At 57.2% G+C, this 15737-nt stretch carries 14 protein-coding genes; 9 read left to right on the top strand and 5 right to left on the bottom strand.

Annotated features, from left to right (window positions below):
- Positions 1–131 precede the first annotated feature (131 nt).
- Complete coding sequence (gene bepA, locus IAE50_RS13200) at positions 132–1595, top strand: beta-barrel assembly-enhancing protease (RefSeq protein ID WP_076768802.1); 1464 nt, start codon at positions 132–134, stop codon at positions 1593–1595.
- Positions 1596–1607: 12 nt separating this feature from the next.
- On the top strand, positions 1608–1973 hold the full coding sequence (gene arsC / locus IAE50_RS13195) for an arsenate reductase (glutaredoxin) (protein WP_200580444.1): 366 nt from the start codon (positions 1608–1610) through the stop codon (positions 1971–1973).
- A gap of 282 nt (positions 1974–2255) precedes the next feature.
- On the opposite strand, the gene IAE50_RS13190 is transcribed toward arsC, so the two are convergent.
- From IAE50_RS13190 to upp, 3 genes are all read right to left on the bottom strand, one after another.
- Entirely contained in the window at positions 2256–2957 is a 702-nt protein-coding gene (locus tag IAE50_RS13190) for a DnaA inactivator Hda (protein ID WP_034813832.1), read from the bottom strand.
- 99 nt (positions 2958–3056) lie between these two features.
- The gene (gene uraA / locus IAE50_RS13185; RefSeq protein WP_076768803.1) at positions 3057–4346 is read right to left on the bottom strand and encodes a uracil permease; all 1290 of its coding nucleotides are present in this window, start codon (positions 4344–4346) and stop codon (positions 3057–3059) included.
- Between the two features lie 110 nt (positions 4347–4456).
- The gene (gene upp, locus IAE50_RS13180; RefSeq protein ID WP_023481179.1) at positions 4457–5083 is read right to left on the bottom strand and encodes a uracil phosphoribosyltransferase; all 627 of its coding nucleotides are present in this window, start codon (positions 5081–5083) and stop codon (positions 4457–4459) included.
- A gap of 234 nt (positions 5084–5317) precedes the next feature.
- On the opposite strand from upp, the gene purM reads away from it, so the two are divergent.
- The 4 genes from purM (at position 5318) to ppx (ending at position 10896) form a co-directional block, all read left to right on the top strand.
- Positions 5318–6355, top strand: coding sequence for a phosphoribosylformylglycinamidine cyclo-ligase (gene purM, locus IAE50_RS13175; RefSeq protein WP_042713694.1), 1038 nt, complete (start codon positions 5318–5320; stop codon positions 6353–6355).
- A complete protein-coding gene (gene purN, locus IAE50_RS13170) occupies positions 6352–6993 on the top strand; it encodes a phosphoribosylglycinamide formyltransferase (protein WP_042713692.1) in 642 nt (213 codons plus the stop codon). The genes purM and purN overlap by 4 nt, the downstream gene beginning before the upstream one ends.
- Before the next feature lie 297 nt (positions 6994–7290).
- Complete coding sequence (gene ppk1, locus IAE50_RS13165) at positions 7291–9351, top strand: polyphosphate kinase 1 (protein ID WP_042713690.1); 2061 nt, start codon at positions 7291–7293, stop codon at positions 9349–9351.
- A gap of 3 nt (positions 9352–9354) precedes the next feature.
- Positions 9355–10896, top strand: coding sequence for an exopolyphosphatase (gene ppx / locus IAE50_RS13160; RefSeq protein ID WP_094421502.1), 1542 nt, complete (start codon positions 9355–9357; stop codon positions 10894–10896).
- A gap of 13 nt (positions 10897–10909) precedes the next feature.
- Here ppx and IAE50_RS13155 read toward each other — a convergent pair whose 3' ends face one another.
- The gene (locus tag IAE50_RS13155; protein ID WP_200580443.1) at positions 10910–13123 is read right to left on the bottom strand and encodes an EAL domain-containing protein; all 2214 of its coding nucleotides are present in this window, start codon (positions 13121–13123) and stop codon (positions 10910–10912) included.
- 350 nt (positions 13124–13473) lie between these two features.
- Between IAE50_RS13155 and IAE50_RS13150 the strand changes: the two genes are divergently transcribed.
- Complete coding sequence (locus IAE50_RS13150) at positions 13474–13665, top strand: YfgG family protein (protein WP_071789562.1); 192 nt, start codon at positions 13474–13476, stop codon at positions 13663–13665.
- Between the two features lie 49 nt (positions 13666–13714).
- Here IAE50_RS13150 and IAE50_RS13145 read toward each other — a convergent pair whose 3' ends face one another.
- A complete protein-coding gene (locus tag IAE50_RS13145) occupies positions 13715–14320 on the bottom strand; it encodes a TetR/AcrR family transcriptional regulator (RefSeq protein ID WP_200134724.1) in 606 nt (201 codons plus the stop codon).
- A gap of 141 nt (positions 14321–14461) precedes the next feature.
- Between IAE50_RS13145 and IAE50_RS13140 the strand changes: the two genes are divergently transcribed.
- Positions 14462–14863 carry a RidA family protein gene (locus tag IAE50_RS13140; protein WP_200580442.1) on the top strand — a complete coding sequence of 134 codons (402 nt, stop codon included), beginning with the start codon at positions 14462–14464 and terminating at the stop codon, positions 14861–14863.
- An 82-nt stretch (positions 14864–14945) separates the two neighbouring features.
- On the top strand, positions 14946–15737 hold the full coding sequence (locus tag IAE50_RS13135; RefSeq protein ID WP_200580453.1) for an MBL fold metallo-hydrolase: 792 nt from the start codon (positions 14946–14948) through the stop codon (positions 15735–15737).

Genomic DNA, 15737 nt, shown 5'->3' with positions numbered 1-15737 from the left:
CCCTTTGCGGGAAACATATCATTGCCGTGAATAAGATTTTCAATGACCATTAACGCGGCTACACTCGCAGGGCGGGTAAGCCGAATGGAACCCGGTTATCGTTGTGTCACCTCCAACACAGGAAAGAGGTTATGTTCAGGCAGTTGAAACGAACGCTGGTCGCAACCCTTATCGCCGCCCTTACCGCAGGCCAGGCTGCGCCGGTTTTTGCGGATTCGGCAGATAGCCTGCCGGATATGGGCACCTCGGCTGGCAGCACGCTCTCCATCGGCCAGGAGATGCAGATGGGCGACTTCTATGTGCGCCAGCTGCGCGGCAGCGCGCCGTTGATTAACGATCCGCTGCTGGTGCAGTACATCAATTCCCTCGGTATGCGGCTGGTCGCGCATGCCTACTCAGTGAAAACCCCTTTCCACTTCTACCTGGTGAATAACGACGAAATTAACGCCTTCGCCTTCTTTGGCGGCAACGTGGTGTTGCACTCAGCCCTCTTCCGTTACACGGATAATGAGAGCCAGCTCGCCTCGGTGATGGCGCACGAAATTTCGCACGTTACCCAGCGCCACCTTGCGCGCGCGATGGAAGATCAGAAAAGCAGCGCGCCGCTCACCTGGGCAGGCGCGCTGGGGTCGATTCTGCTGGCGATGGCCAGCCCGCAGGCGGGGATGGCGGCGCTGACCGGTACACTGGCCGGCACGCGGCAGGGGATGATCAGCTTTACGCAGCAGAATGAGCAGGAGGCGGACCGCATCGGCATTCAGGTGCTGCAACGCGCCGGTTTTGATCCGCAGGCGATGCCGACCTTCCTCGAAAAATTGCTCGATCAGTCCCGCTACTCCAGCCGTCCGCCGGAAATTTTGCTGACGCACCCCCTGCCAGAGAGCCGCCTGTCGGACGCCCGCAACCGCGCCAACCAGATGCGCCCGGTGGTGGTGCAATCTTCTGAGTCGTTCTATATGGCAAAGGCCCGCACCCTGGGCATGTATAACTCCGGGCGTAACCAGCTGACCGACGATCTGCTCGACAGCTGGGCGAAAGGCAACGTGCGCGAACAGCGCGCCGCGCAGTATGGCCGGGCGCTGAAAGCGATGGAGGCGAAAGATTTTGCCGGGGCGCAGAAACTGTTGCAGCCGCTGCTGAGCGCGGATGCTAACAATGCCTGGTATCTCGATCTGGCGACGGATATCGATCTTGGCCTGAATAAAAGCGGCGAGGCGATTAAACGCCTGAATAGTGCCAGCGGGCTTAAGAACAGCCCGGTGCTACAGCTCAACCTGGCGAACGCTTACTTACAGGGCGGCCAGCCTGCGCAGGCGGCGCAGATCCTCAATCGCTACACCTTCACCAATAAAGACGATATCAACGGTTGGGATCTGCTGGCGCAAACGGAAGCGGCGCTAGGCAACCGCGATCAGGAGCTGGCGGCACGCGCCGAAGGCCAGGCGCTGATCGGCAGGCTCGACCAGGCGATCACGCTGCTGAGCAGTGCCAGCGCGCAGGTGAAGCTTGGCAGCCTGCAACAGGCACGCTATGACGCGCGAATCGATCAGCTGCGCCAGATGCAGCAGCGCTTCCGCCCGTACGAAAAGATGTAATCAGGAGAGAAGATGTCAGACGCAGTAAAAATCTACCATAACCCCCGCTGCTCCAAGAGCCGCGAAACCCTGAACCTGCTGCAAGCCAACGATGTTGAGCCTGAGGTGGTGCTCTATCTGGAGACGCCGCCGGATGCGGCAACAATTAAACAGCTGTTGCAGTGGCTTGGTATGTCGAGCGCACGGGAGTTGATGCGCACGAAAGAGGATCTCTATAAATCGCTCAATCTCGGCGATAGCGCATTGTCCGAAGCAGCGCTGGTGCAGGCGATGGTGGAGAACCCGAAATTGATCGAGCGGCCCATCGTGGTCGCCAACGGTCAGGCGCGCATTGGCCGCCCGCCGGAAAGCGTAATGGAGATCGTCGGGAAAGTGTAATTGCCGGGCCGTAGGCCATGAGCCCTTGTAGGCCGGATAAGGCGGTACGCCGCCATCCGGCAGAAGAAGCCACAGTGCAGTGCCGGATGGCGCTCACGCTTATCCGGCCTACGCAACAGACCACAAGCCCTTGTAGGCCGGATAAGGCGGGACGCCGCCATCCGGCAGAAGAAGCCACAGTTCAGTGCCGGATGGTGCTCACGCTTATCCGGCCTACGCAACAGACCGCAAGCCCTTGTAGGCCGGATAAGGCGGTACGCCGCCATCCGGCAGAAAAAGCCCCTACAGTTGCAGAATATCTTTCACAAACGGGATGGTGAGCTTGCGCTGGGCGGTGATCGAGGCGCGATCCAGCTGATCGAGGGTGTCGAACAGCGTGCGCATCTCGCGATCCAACCTCTTCAGCAGAAAACGGCCGACATCTTCCGGCAGCTCAAAACCGCGAATGCGCGCGCGCAGCTGAAGCGCCTGCAGTTTGTCCTCGTCGGAGAGCGGCTGCAGCTTGTAGATCTGCCCCCAGTCGAGACGCGAAGCCAGATCCGGCAAGCCGAGATTGAGCTGGCGCGGCGGCCGATCACCGGTGATCAGCAGGCGGGTTTTACCCTGCTCCAGAATGCGGTTGTAGAGGTTAAAGATCGCCATCTCCCAGGGCTCATCGCCCGCGATGCACTCGATATTATCGATGCAGACCAGCGAGAGATGCTCCATCCCTTCCAGCACTTCCGGGACAAACCAGGTGCGTTTATCGAGCGGCACATAGCCCACGGCATCGCCGCGCTGAGAGAGTTCGGCGCAGGCGGCATGCAGCAGATGGCTGCGGCCCGCGCCTTCGCGTGACCAGAAATAGATATAACCGCTGTGCGCCTCGCGCAAAACGTTTTGTAACGCCGCCAGTAAGGAGGGGTTATCACCCGGCCAGAAACTCGCAAAGGTTTCATCATCGGGTAAAAATAATGGCAGGGAGAGCTGTGCCGGCGTGTTCAGAGGTACCTCAACAGGGCTTACAAAAAACGCAGTGAGTCTATCATAAAAATCGACGCCGTTTGAACCGGGCGCGAGGCCCGGTTCAATTCTGTGCGCTACTTACGGTTTCGCCTGCTCATTTTCTGGCGCATCCAGTATCACCTCTTCCGGACGCAGCACGCTAATCAGCTTGAAGATCAGGCTCAGGCCAACGCCGACAATGGTCGCCAGCGCCATCCCTTTCAGCTCTGCCGCGCCGATATGCACCTTCGCGCCGCTGACGCCGATAATCAGGATCACCGAGGTGAGGATCAGGTTTTGCGCTTTGCTGTAGTCCACTTTCGACTCAATCAGCACGCGGATCCCCGAAGCCCCGATCACCCCGTAGAGCAGCAGCGACACGCCGCCCATTACCGGCACCGGAATGATCTGGATCGCCGCCGCCAGCTTGCCGACGCAGGAGAGCAGAATAGCGATAATCGCCGCGCCGCCAATTACCCAGGTGCTGTAGACGCGGGTAATCGCCATCACGCCGATATTCTCACCGTAAGTGGTATTGGGCGTCGAACCGAAGAAGCCAGAGATCATCGTCGACAGACCGTTGGCAAACATCGAACGGTGCAGGCCTGGGTCGCGGATCAGATCGCGTTTGACGATATTGGCCGTCACCACCAGATGCCCGACGTGCTCGGCAATTACCACCAGCGCCGCCGGCAGAATGGTGAAGATAGCGAACCACTCAAAGCGCGGAGTGTAGAAGGTTGGCAGCGCGAACCAGTGCGCCTGGGCGATAGGTGTGGTATCGACCACGCCCATGGCGAAAGAGAGCGCATAGCCCGCCAGCACGCCGATCAGAATCGGGATGATCGCCAGAAAACCGCGGAACAGCACCGAGCCAAAGACCGTCACCGCCAGCGTCACCAGCGAAATGGTGATGGTTTTGCTGTCGGCGCTCTGCCCGTCTGCGGGCAGCAAACCGGCCATATTCGCCGCCACGCCCGCTAACTCGAGGCCGATCACCGCCACAATGGCGCCCATTGCCGCAGGCGGGAACATCACATCCAGCCAGCCGGTGCCCGCTTTTTTGACAATCAGCGCCACCAGGCAGAAGAGCACGCCGCACATAATGAAGCCGCCCAGCGCCACTTCATAACCCAGCGGCAACAGCAGCAGCACCGGCGAGATAAAAGCAAAGCTGGAGCCGAGGTAAGCGGGGATTTTCCCTTTACAGATAAAGATATAGAGCAGCGTGCCGACACCGTTAAACAGCAGCACGGTGGCCGGGTTGATATGAAACAGGATTGGCACCAGCACGGTTGCGCCAAACATGGCGAACAAGTGCTGCAAACTAAGCGGGATCGTCTGCAAAAGCGGCGGTCTTTCACTCACCCCGATAGCACGGCGCGTCATAGTGTTTTCCTCTGAGTGTTGTTGTTAATCTCCCCGTCCGGTGCGGCGGGCAGTGTTCTGTTTCCCAAAAAAAAGCCGACTATCAAAGTCGGCTTTCATTGTGTTGTCAGTTACTTCGTCCCAAAAATCTTATCGCCGGCATCGCCGAGCCCCGGAATGATGTACCCCTGCTCGTTAAGACCCTGGTCGATAGATGCGGTATAAAGTTCGACATCCGGGTGCGCTTTCTCAAGCGCCGCGACGCCTTCCGGCGCGGCTACCAGCACCAGCACCTTAATAGTGGTGCAGCCGGCGTTTTTCAGCAGATCGATGGTGGCGATCATTGAACCACCGGTCGCCAGCATCGGGTCAACCACCAGCGCCATACGCTCGTCGATGTTCGATACCAGTTTCTGGAAGTAAGGCACCGGCTCCAGCGTCTCTTCGTTGCGGTAGATACCGACAACGCTGATGCGCGCGCTTGGCACGTGCTCCAGCACGCCTTCCATCATCCCCAGACCGGCGCGCAGGATCGGCACCACGGTAATTTTCTTACCCTTGATCTGGTCGATCTCTACCGGGCCGTTCCAGCCTTCGATAGTGACCTTCTCGGTTTCCAGATCCGCAGTAGCTTCATAAGTCAGCAGGCTGCCTACTTCTGAGGCGAGTTCACGAAAGCGTTTGGTGCTGATGTCGTTCTCTCGCATCAGGCCCAGCTTGTGTTTGACGAGTGGGTGTTTTACTTCCACGACCTTCATACTCTTCTCCTTCCGCTGACAGGTGGCAACCACAAAAAAAATCGCCGGATTATACCGCTTTTTTCCCGTTTCGCTACAGGCAGCCGCTTGATCGCGATCAATTCAGTTGGAGAAGAGTATAAAACAATAATCGACCGCGCCCTGCAACAATGGACTCGCAAACGTTTGCCTTGGCTGTTAGAATTGCGCCGAATTTTTATTGCTACCGCTAGAAAACGCGTGGGGACAGAAGCAGTGACCGATAAAACCTCTCTCAGCTATAAAGATGCCGGTGTTGATATTGACGCGGGCAATGCTCTGGTAGACCGAATCAAAGGCGTGGTGAAGAAGACCCGTCGCCCGGAAGTGATGGGCGGGCTGGGCGGCTTCGGCGCGCTGTGCGCGTTGCCGCAAAAATATCGTGAGCCAGTTCTGGTTTCCGGCACTGATGGCGTAGGCACCAAGCTGCGTCTGGCAATGGATCTGAAACGTCACGACACCATCGGCATCGACCTTGTTGCGATGTGCGTTAACGATCTGGTGGTACAGGGCGCAGAGCCCCTCTTCTTCCTCGACTACTACGCCACCGGCAAACTGGATGTCGATACTGCTGCCAGCGTGATTAACGGTATCGCCGAAGGGTGTTTGCAGTCCGGCTGCGCGCTGGTCGGCGGCGAAACGGCAGAGATGCCGGGCATGTATCACGGCGACGACTATGATGTGGCCGGTTTCTGCGTCGGCGTAGTAGAAAAATCAGAGATTATCGACGGTAGCAAAGTCGCCGATGGCGATGTGCTGGTTGCCCTTGGCTCCAGCGGCCCGCACTCCAACGGCTACTCGCTGGTGCGCAAAGTCCTCGAAGTGAGCGGCACCGATCCGCTGACCACGCAGCTGGAAGGCAAATCACTGGCCGATCATCTGCTGGAGCCGACCCGCATTTACGTTAAATCCGTGCTGGAGCTGATCGAAAAGGTTGAGGTTCATGCGGTTGCGCACCTCACCGGCGGCGGTTTCTGGGAGAACATTCCGCGCGTTCTGCCGGATAACACCCAGGCCGTGATCGACGAATCCTCCTGGCAGTGGCCGGCAGTGTTTGACTGGCTGCAGAGCGCCGGTAACGTCAGCCGTCACGAAATGTACCGCACCTTTAACTGCGGCGTTGGCATGGTGATCGCCCTGCCCGCGCAGGAAGTGGATAAAGCGATTGAGCTGATGAATGCCAAAGGTGAAAAGGCATGGAAAATCGGTATGATCAAAGCTTCTGATTCCAGCGAGCGTGTGGTCATTGAATGAAAAACATTGTGGTGCTGATTTCCGGCAACGGCAGTAATTTGCAGGCGATTATCGACGCCTGCAAACAGAAAAGAATCAACGGCACCCTGCGGGCAGTTTTCAGTAATAAGGCCGACGCGTTCGGCCTTCAGCGTGCGCGGGAAGCGAATATTCCCGCTCATGCGCTGAGCGCAGATCAGTTTGCCAACCGCGACGCGTTCGATCGTGAGCTGATGCAGGAGATTGACGCCTACGCACCGGATGTTGTGGTGCTGGCGGGTTATATGCGCATCCTCAGCCCGGCGTTTGTTGCCCACTACGCCGGTCGCCTGCTCAATATCCACCCTTCCCTGTTACCGAAATACCCCGGTTTGCATACCCACCGCCAGGTGCTGGAAAACGGCGATGAGGAGCACGGCACCAGTGTGCACTTTGTCACTGATGAACTGGATGGCGGCCCGGTAATTTTGCAGGCGAAAGTGCCGGTGTTTGCGGGTGACAGCGAAGAGGATATTACTGCCCGTGTGCAGGCGCAGGAGCATGCGATCTATCCGCTAGTGGTGAGCTGGTTTGTCGAGGGTCGCCTGACCATGCAGGAGGGCGGTGCCTGGCTTGATGGCCTGCGTTTGCCGCCTGAAGGGTATGCAGCGGACGAATAATTGCGCGTTTCCCCGGCTGCGGCTTTCGCAGCCTGGCTCTATTCTGTGCCGGAGAGGCGAAACCATCTCCGGCACCTCCCCCTTCCCTCACCACTCCGCACTATTTTTCATCACGTTAAGCAATAAAACTGATTACTGTCATACTTTTTTGCCACAGTTGGACATCTGCTAACAAAGCTCGCCATAATAAGTTGTCTTATACGAAGGAACGCCAGCAACGTTCACCTGCAAGTCGAAGCACCGCATGTGCGAGAGGGAGTGGCCGTGCTTCGAGAAAGAACCGGAGTGTAAACAGGAATGGGTCAGGAAAAGTTATATCTCGAAAAAGAACTAAGCTGGTTGTGCTTTAACGAACGCGTGCTTCAGGAAGCCGCGGACAAAAGTAACCCCCTTATCGAACGCATGCGTTTTCTGGGGATCTATTCCAATAACCTTGATGAGTTCTATAAGGTCCGTTTCGCCGAGCTTAAGCGGCGGCTGATCATCAGCGAAGAACAGGGCGTGGCGACCAATTCACGTCATCTACTGGGCAAAATTCAGTCTCGCGTATTGAAAGCCGACCAGGAGTTCGACGGGCTCTATAACGACCTGCTGCTGGAGATGGCGCGTAATCAGATCTTCCTGATTAACGAACGCCAGCTCTCGCAAAACCAGCAAAGCTGGCTGCGCAGCTACTTTAAACAGTACCTGCGCCAGCACATCACGCCGACGCTTATCACCCGCGAAACCAATCTGGTGCGCTTCCTGAAGGATGATTACACCTATCTGGCGGTAGAGATCATTCGCGGCGACGATATCCGCTACGCGCTGCTGGAAATTCCCTCAGACAAAGTGCCGCGCTTCGTCAACCTGCCACCGGAGACGCCGCGCCGCCGCAAACCAATGATCCTGCTGGATAACATTCTGCGCTACTGCCTGGATGATATCTTCAAAGGCTTCTTCGATTACGACTCGCTCAACGCCTACTCGATGAAAATGACCCGTGACGCCGAATATGACCTGGTGCACGAGATGGAGTCGAGCCTGATGGAGCTGATGTCCTCAAGCCTGAAACAGCGCCTGACCGCCGAGCCGGTGCGGTTTGTTTACCAGCGCGATATGCCGGATGCGATGGTTGAGATGCTGCGCGAGAAGCTGACCATCTCCCGCTACGACTCGATTATTCCCGGCGGGCGTTACCACAACTTTAAAGACTTTATTGGTTTCCCGAATGTCGGCAAAGCCAATCTGGTCAACAAACCGCTGCCGCGCCTGCGTCACGTCTGGTTTGATAAATTCCGCAACGGTTTCGACGCCATCCGCGAGCGCGATGTGCTGCTCTACTATCCCTACCACACCTTTGAGCACGTGCTGGAGATGCTGCGCCAGGCGTCGTTCGACCCGAACGTGCTGGCGATCAAAATCAACATCTACCGCGTGGCAAAAGATTCGCGCATCATCGACTCGATGATCCACGCCGCGCACAACGGCAAAAAAGTGACCGTGGTGGTGGAGCTGCAGGCGCGTTTTGATGAAGAGGCCAATATTCACTGGGCCAAACGGCTGACGGAAGCGGGCGTGCAGGTGATCTTCTCCGCGCCAGGCTTAAAAATTCACGCCAAGCTGTTCCTCATCTCGCGTATGGAAGGCGAAGAGATCGTGCGCTATGCCCATATCGGCACCGGTAACTTCAACGAGAAAACCGCACGCATCTACTCCGACTACTCGCTGCTGACTGCCGATGCGCGTATTACTAACGAAGTGCGCCGGGTGTTTAACTTTATTGAGAACCCCTATCGACCGGTGCAGTTCGACTATCTGCTGGTTTCGCCGCAAAACTCGCGCCGCCTGCTTTATGACATGATCGACGCGGAAATCGCCAACGCGCAGAACGGTAACCCGTCCGGCATTACGCTGAAGCTGAATAACCTCGTCGATAAAGGGCTGGTAGACAGGCTCTATGCGGCGTCCTGCTCCGGTGTACCGGTGAACTTGCTGGTGCGCGGCATGTGCTCGCTGATCCCCAATCTTGAAGGCATCAGCGACAATATTCGGGTGATCAGTATCGTTGACCGCTATCTTGAGCACGATCGCATCTATATTTTCGAACATGGCGGCGAAAAGCGCGTCTGGCTCTCCTCTGCCGACTGGATGACACGTAATATTGATTACCGTATTGAAGTGGCCGCGCCCATTCTCGATCCGCGCCTGAAACAGCGGGTACTGGATATTATGGAGCTGCAATTCAGTGATACGGTGAAAGCCCGTTATATCGACAAAGAACTGAGTAATCGCTATGTGCCGCGCGGGAATCGTCGTAAAGTACGCTCCCAACTAGCGATTTACGACTATATCAAATCCCTCGAACAGTCCGAATAATCTATGCCGATACAAGAGAAGATGCCACGACCGGAGGAGTTCGCCGCGGTCGATTTGGGTTCCAACAGTTTCCACATGGTGATTGCCCGTGTGGTGGATGGCGCGATGCAGATCATCGGGCGCCTTAAGCAGCGCGTGCATCTGGCTGACGGGCTGGACAGCAATAACATGCTAAGCGAAGAGGCGATGGAGCGCGGGATTGCCTGCCTGTCGCTGTTTGCCGAACGCTTGCAGGGCTTCGATCCGGCCAGCGTCTGCATCGTCGGTACGCATACGCTGCGCCAGGCGTCGAACGCGACAGAGTTTCTCAAACGCGCCGAAAAAGTGATCCCCTACCCGATTGAGATCATCCCCGGCAACGAAGAGGCGCGCCTGATTTTTATGGGCGTTGAGCACACGCAGCCGGAGAAAGGCCGCAAGCTGGTGGTCGATATCGGCGGCGGCTCGACGGAGCTGGTAATCGGCGAAGATTTTCAGCCACAGCTGGTTGAGAGCCGTCGGATGGGCTGCGTCAGCTTTGCCCAGCTCTACTTTGCGGGCAGCACCATTAACGGTGAAAACTTCCGCCGCGCGCGCATGGCAGCAACGCAGAAGCTGGAGTCGCTGGCCTGGCAGTACCGCATTCAGGGCTGGAACGTGGCGCTTGGCGCCTCCGGCACGATAAAAGCGGTGCATGAAGTGCTGATCGCACTGGGCGAGAAGGATGGCATTATCACCCCGGAGCGGCTGGAGAGAGTGGTCGCCGAAGTGCTGAAATTTAAGAGCTTCAGCGATCTTACCCTGCCGGGCCTCTCCGATGAGCGCAAAGTGGTGTTCGTGCCGGGTCTGGCCATTCTGTGCGGCGTCTTCGACGCGCTGGCGATCCGCGAACTGCGGCTCTCCGACGGCGCGCTGCGTGAAGGCGTGCTGTATGAGATGGAGGGGCGTTTCCGCCATCAGGACATCCGCAGCCGCACCGCGCAGAGCCTGGCAAGCCAGTACAATATCGACCGCGATCAGGCGCGCCGCGTGCTGGATACCACCACGCTGATTTACGATCAGTGGCAGGCGCAGAACCCGAAACTCGGCAACCCGCAGCTGGCGGCGCTGCTGAAATGGGCGGCGATGCTGCATGAAGTGGGGCTGAATATTAACCACAGCGGCATGCACCGCCACTCGGCCTATATTCTGCAAAACAGCGATCTGCCCGGTTTTAATCAGGAGCAGCAGCTGATGATGGCGACGATGGTGCGCTACCACCGCAAGGCGATCAAGCTCGATGAGATCCCGCGCTTTACGCTGTTTAAAAAGAAACAGTTTTTACCGCTGGTGCAGATCTTGCGTCTCGGTGTGCTGTTGAATAACCAGCGCCAGGCGACCACCACGCCGCCGACGCTGCGGCTGAAAACCGATGACAACCACTGGACGCTGAGCTTCCCCCATGACTGGTTTAGCCAGAATGCGCTGGTGCTGCTGGATCTGGAAAAAGAGCAGGAGTACTGGGAAGCGGTAACCGGCTGGCGGCTGAAGATCGAAGAGGAGCAGTCCCCGACCGTGGCGGCGTAAACCGCCACATTCGCTACTCCTCCACCAGCGCCGCCAGCGGCGCGGGTTTGCCAATCAGATACCCCTGAAGATAATCGATACCCAGCGCGACCGCCGCGCTGCGTATCTCTTCACTCTCCACATACTCCGCCACCACCTGCATCTTCTTCATCCGCGCCAGATGGCAGATCGAGGCCACAATCTGGTAATCGAGACTGCTGGCGACAATGTTGCGGATAAAACTACCATCAATCTTCAGAATATCCGCCGACACGGTTTTCAGCCGCGCATAGCTGGCATAGCCGGTGCCAAAATCATCAATCGCCACCCGGCAGCCCATCTGTTGCAGCTGCGATAAGGTATTGATCGCCTGCGCCAGGCTCGGCAAAGCATTGCTTTCGGTGATCTCAAAAATAAGCTGCCACGGCTCAACGCCGTACCTCTCAAGCAGGTTGAGCACCTCTTCGGCGAAGTGCGTGCGGCAGAGGGAGGAGGGAGAGAGGTTAATGGCGAAACGCTGGCCGGGAAGCGCCTCGTGGTGCTGCGCCATAAAGCGCAGGACATGCTCCGTCACCCACAGGTCAATGCGCGATGAGAGGCCAAACTCATGGGCCACCGGCAAAAAGAGATCGGGTTTGATGATCTCGCCGCTCTCCTCGCGCATCCGCAGCAGGATTTCGTGATAATCATCGCCGCGCACGCCCTGGATCCGCTGTGCCATCAGCACAAAATGGTCCTGCTCCAGCGCCAGTTGCAGGCGATTCATCATCTCCACTTTGCTTTTCACCCCGCGCTGCACGTTCGCCGCTCCGCGGTTTTGCAGGCTTTCCGGGTGGTGGGTCGCCAGCGACAGATCGGCAATCGTGCTCAGCTCCCCCAGCAACATATAGAGGTGTTTGACCGGCGAGCGCACATAACAGTAGCTAAAGCCGACCTGCGGCTGGAGCGGCATCTCATCCCAGACGAAACGAAACTGTTTGACCCGTGCATCCAGCGCTTCGATGCGCGTCTGGTGTGATTGGGTGTTCAGGCGAATCACCAGATCGTGGCCGGAGAGCTGGTGGACACTCTCTTCTGCCGAGAGCAGCGGCTTAAGCCAGTCCGCCATGTGCTGTTTGTACTGAATACGCAGCCAGACGCCATAGTTGCGCCCGAGCAGCTCCAGCTCCGGCACGCGTAAAAAACAGAGCACCGACCAGGGAGTATCGGCAAGCGATCGGCTCAGGGCGCGCAGGTTCGGCATATGGGTGACCGGGTCGATATAGGCCAGCCGCCGGGCGCGATCGTGCACCTGCCGCTGGCGGGTCGCCATAATCGCCATCGCGAGGATCATAAAAGAGAAGACCAGATAGCTGGAGGAGGCAATCGCCAGTTGCACATCCCAGGTCGGCGAATTGGGCAGATAGTGATAGTAAAAGTGAACCGAGAGCACCAGCAGCGGTGTCCAGATAAAGAGCATAAAGCGAAAGCCGTAACGCATTGAGCCCCACAGCATCACTGGCAGCAGCAGCGACAGCGTGTAGTTAGTGCTGAATATCGAGCTGTTATTATTCAGCGGGCGCAGCAACAGCAGCAAAATGGCGGTAATAATGCCTAACCAGATCAGCAGCTCTATACGCGTAACTTTTCGGTCGAACTCGGCGCGCAGCTGTGAGAACCAGGCAATCGCATAGCGCGGATGGCGCAAAATACGGATCACTAAATAGCTAAAGGGCACGCCGGTGATGGCCCCCACCAGCAGCGCCTGGTAGTTAATCAACGTGGGCACATTGAGCGCCAGCGCCCCGCCCTCATTAACCGCAACATCAAGATTCAGCCAGACCCCCAGCTCAAGCAGGATCAGGTAGAGCGTGGCGGGGCTGAGCACCTGCCAGAAGACCCGCTGCGTCATCTGCCGCGTCGAACCATAGGCAATTTGATGGCGACGGGCGACAAAAAGCCGGTAGCCGAACCAGCTTAGCAGCAGCGGAATCAGCATATGCACGCATCGCTCCACCACGACGAACGGGCCAGCAGAGGCATAATGCCAGGTTAAGGCGATGATCACACCCGGCAATGCGGCCCAGCCAAAGAATGTCATCATGGTGGTGAACAGGGCCATCGGCAGGTAATAGAGCATCACCTCCTGACCTGAAATAATGGTGAACGTATTTGCCAGATTAACGAGCGGGTAGAAAACGGGGGTGATGATAAGCGGCAGCGCCCACCATCTGTCTTTGTATCTGTTGTAACTTCTTATCAATGACATAATCACTCAGCAAACCCGCATAACGCGAGAGAGGTGGTTAAGACAGGTTTCCAGCCTGACTACACGAAGCCCAAACAGCGTGGCAGTGCGCAAATGATAAGAAATTTAAGAGGTCAATGCGGAGTGACAATTGTTTTAGATCAAGTAATCCGCCGCGACGCGGTTATATTCGGCTGATTATTACCGATCTCGCGCTTTTTTATTTAAGGTGTAAATAATTAATTTATCTTATATAAAGTGTGGTGATATTTTATTCACACTGTTTTTGCGGCAAGCATGATTGATCTTAATAAGAGAGTGTGACTTAATGTCCCCGTCGCCCGTTGTTCGGGTATTCCTAAGGAACCATTGTGAGTCAGGCAACCAGTATGCGAAAACGACATCGATTTGACAGTCGCATGACCCGTATCGTACTTCTTATCAGCTTCCTCTTCTTCTTCGGCCGTTTTGTCTATTCCTCTGTTGGCGCCTGGTATCATCATCAGGAAAAAAGCCAGTTACAACCTGTTAGCCAGACTATCGACCCCACCGCACAACGTTAACGATTTCCGTTTTTTTTGCCTGCACGCTTTCGCGTGGGGTCACGCACGCTTATTTCCCCTCGTCAGGCGTAATGCGTAAACCGCTCGCCAGCGCGGTAAAGGCGTCGATCATCCTGGGCAACGCCTGCTCTGGCTCGTCGCTGGCCGCGACCCACAGGGCGGCATTCAACGCCGCACCGTTTAACAGGCGTGCGGCGGCGTCGGCATCAACCGGCTTGAGTTCTCCACGTTCAATCATGGCGATCACCGTCTGGCGCGTGGCTTCGAGGCAGCTATTCTGGCTTGGCCACTGAGCCGGATCGCCGAGAAACGCCGGGCCATCAAGCAGGACAATGCGCCGCACCTCTTCATCCAGCGCCATTTTAATGTAGGTAATGCCTTCGGCTAACAGTTGCTGCCATGCGTTGGCGGCCTTCGCGGCCTCGGCCTTCGCCCGCTGCGCCATCTCACCATCGATCTCGGCAACCACGGCAGCCAGCAGCCCTTTTTTATCGCCAAAATTGTGGTACAGCGCGCCGCGCGTCAGGCCGACGCTGGCGGTTAGCTCATCCATCGAAGCGGCGGCAAACCCTTTTTCAGCAAAGGCACGTCGCGCTGCCGCCAGCAATTTCGCGCGGTTCTCTTCCATCGTTTCACTGCGGCGTTTACCGGCCATCATCCTCTCCTTTTCACATACGGTGTGTATCTCATTTGACATACATCGCGTATGTGATATTAATTTCATATACGCGGCGTATATTAAACCTTTTTCCTGCGCCGCGCACTCCTCTCACTTACATTGCCAAAAGGAACCACTATGATCCGTCGCGAAGCTGTTTTCCCTGCCAATCGTCATGCGCTTTATGAGGCGCACGGCTACTCCGCCGCCATCCGCTCCGGCGATCTGCTCTTTGTCTCCGGCCAGGTCGGCAGCCGGGAAGATGGCACACCAGAGCCCGATTTTGCCCGCCAGGTTGAGCTTGCCTTTGCGAACCTCAGCGCAACCCTTGCCGCTGCTGGCTGTAACTTTGATGATCTTATTGATGTCACCACTTTCCATACCGACCCGGAAGCGCAATTCCCGACCATCATGCAGGTGAAAGAAGCGATTTTTCCGCAGCCGCCCTACCCCAACTGGACGGCAGTGGGCGTCAACTGGCTGGCAGGTTTCGACTTCGAAATCAAAGTGATTGCCCGCATTCCCGACGCGCAGCCGTAACGCGCGACGCACGAACCATCACACCGCTGTGGCGCGATGTGCCAGGCTGATCCTGTCCTTACTGCACAACGGAGAAGTGATGATGATGACCTTATGCCGCGCCTGCGGCACCTCGTATGAGACCGCAGGCGAACACCCGCAGCAGTGCAAAATCTGTGTTGATGAGCGGCAATTTGTGCCGCCCGGCGGGCAACAGTGGGTCGATCCTGCCGAGCTGCTGGCTTCCCATGCCAATAAGTGGGCGCAGCACGAGGCGGATCTCTTCAGCCTGCAAACGGTGCCGGATTTTGCCATCGGCCAGCGTGCCTTTCTGGTGAGAACGCCGGAGGGGAATATTTTATGGGACTGCATCGCCACGCTCGACGCGGCGACAAAAACGCTGATTGCCGCGCTGGGCGGGCTGAAAGCGATTGCCATCTCTCACCCGCACTACTACACCACCATGCAGGAGTGGGCCGCCGAGTTTGACGCGCCGATCTATCTTCACGCCAGCGATCGCGAGTGGATCATGCGCGACAGCCCCTGGCTGAATTTATGGGAGGGCGATACGCTTCAGTTGACCCGCGACGTGAGCGTGATGCGCCTCGGCGGCCACTTCGCCGGCGGTGCGGTGCTCTACTGGGCGCGGGATGATGGCATTATGCTGTCGGGAGGTATTGTGCAGGTCGCGCCGGGCAATGACGCGGTCTCGTTTATGTGGAGCTACCCGAATATGCTGCCACTCTCAGCCGACACGGTGAGCGACATGCTGCGCCGCCTGAGCGCGATAAACTTCACCCGGCTCTACGGCGCGTTTGAAGGCCGGGAGATTACACACAATGCCGCAGCGATCGTGCGGCGTTCCGCCGAGAAGTATCTGGCCTGTCTGCGCTAA

The sequence above is a fragment of the Kosakonia sp. S42 genome (assembly GCF_016624785.1).
GTDB lineage: Bacteria > Pseudomonadota > Gammaproteobacteria > Enterobacterales > Enterobacteriaceae > Kosakonia > Kosakonia cowanii.
The sequence above is the reverse complement of the archived record's forward strand: the minus strand, read 5'-3'. Positions and strand labels throughout refer to the sequence as shown.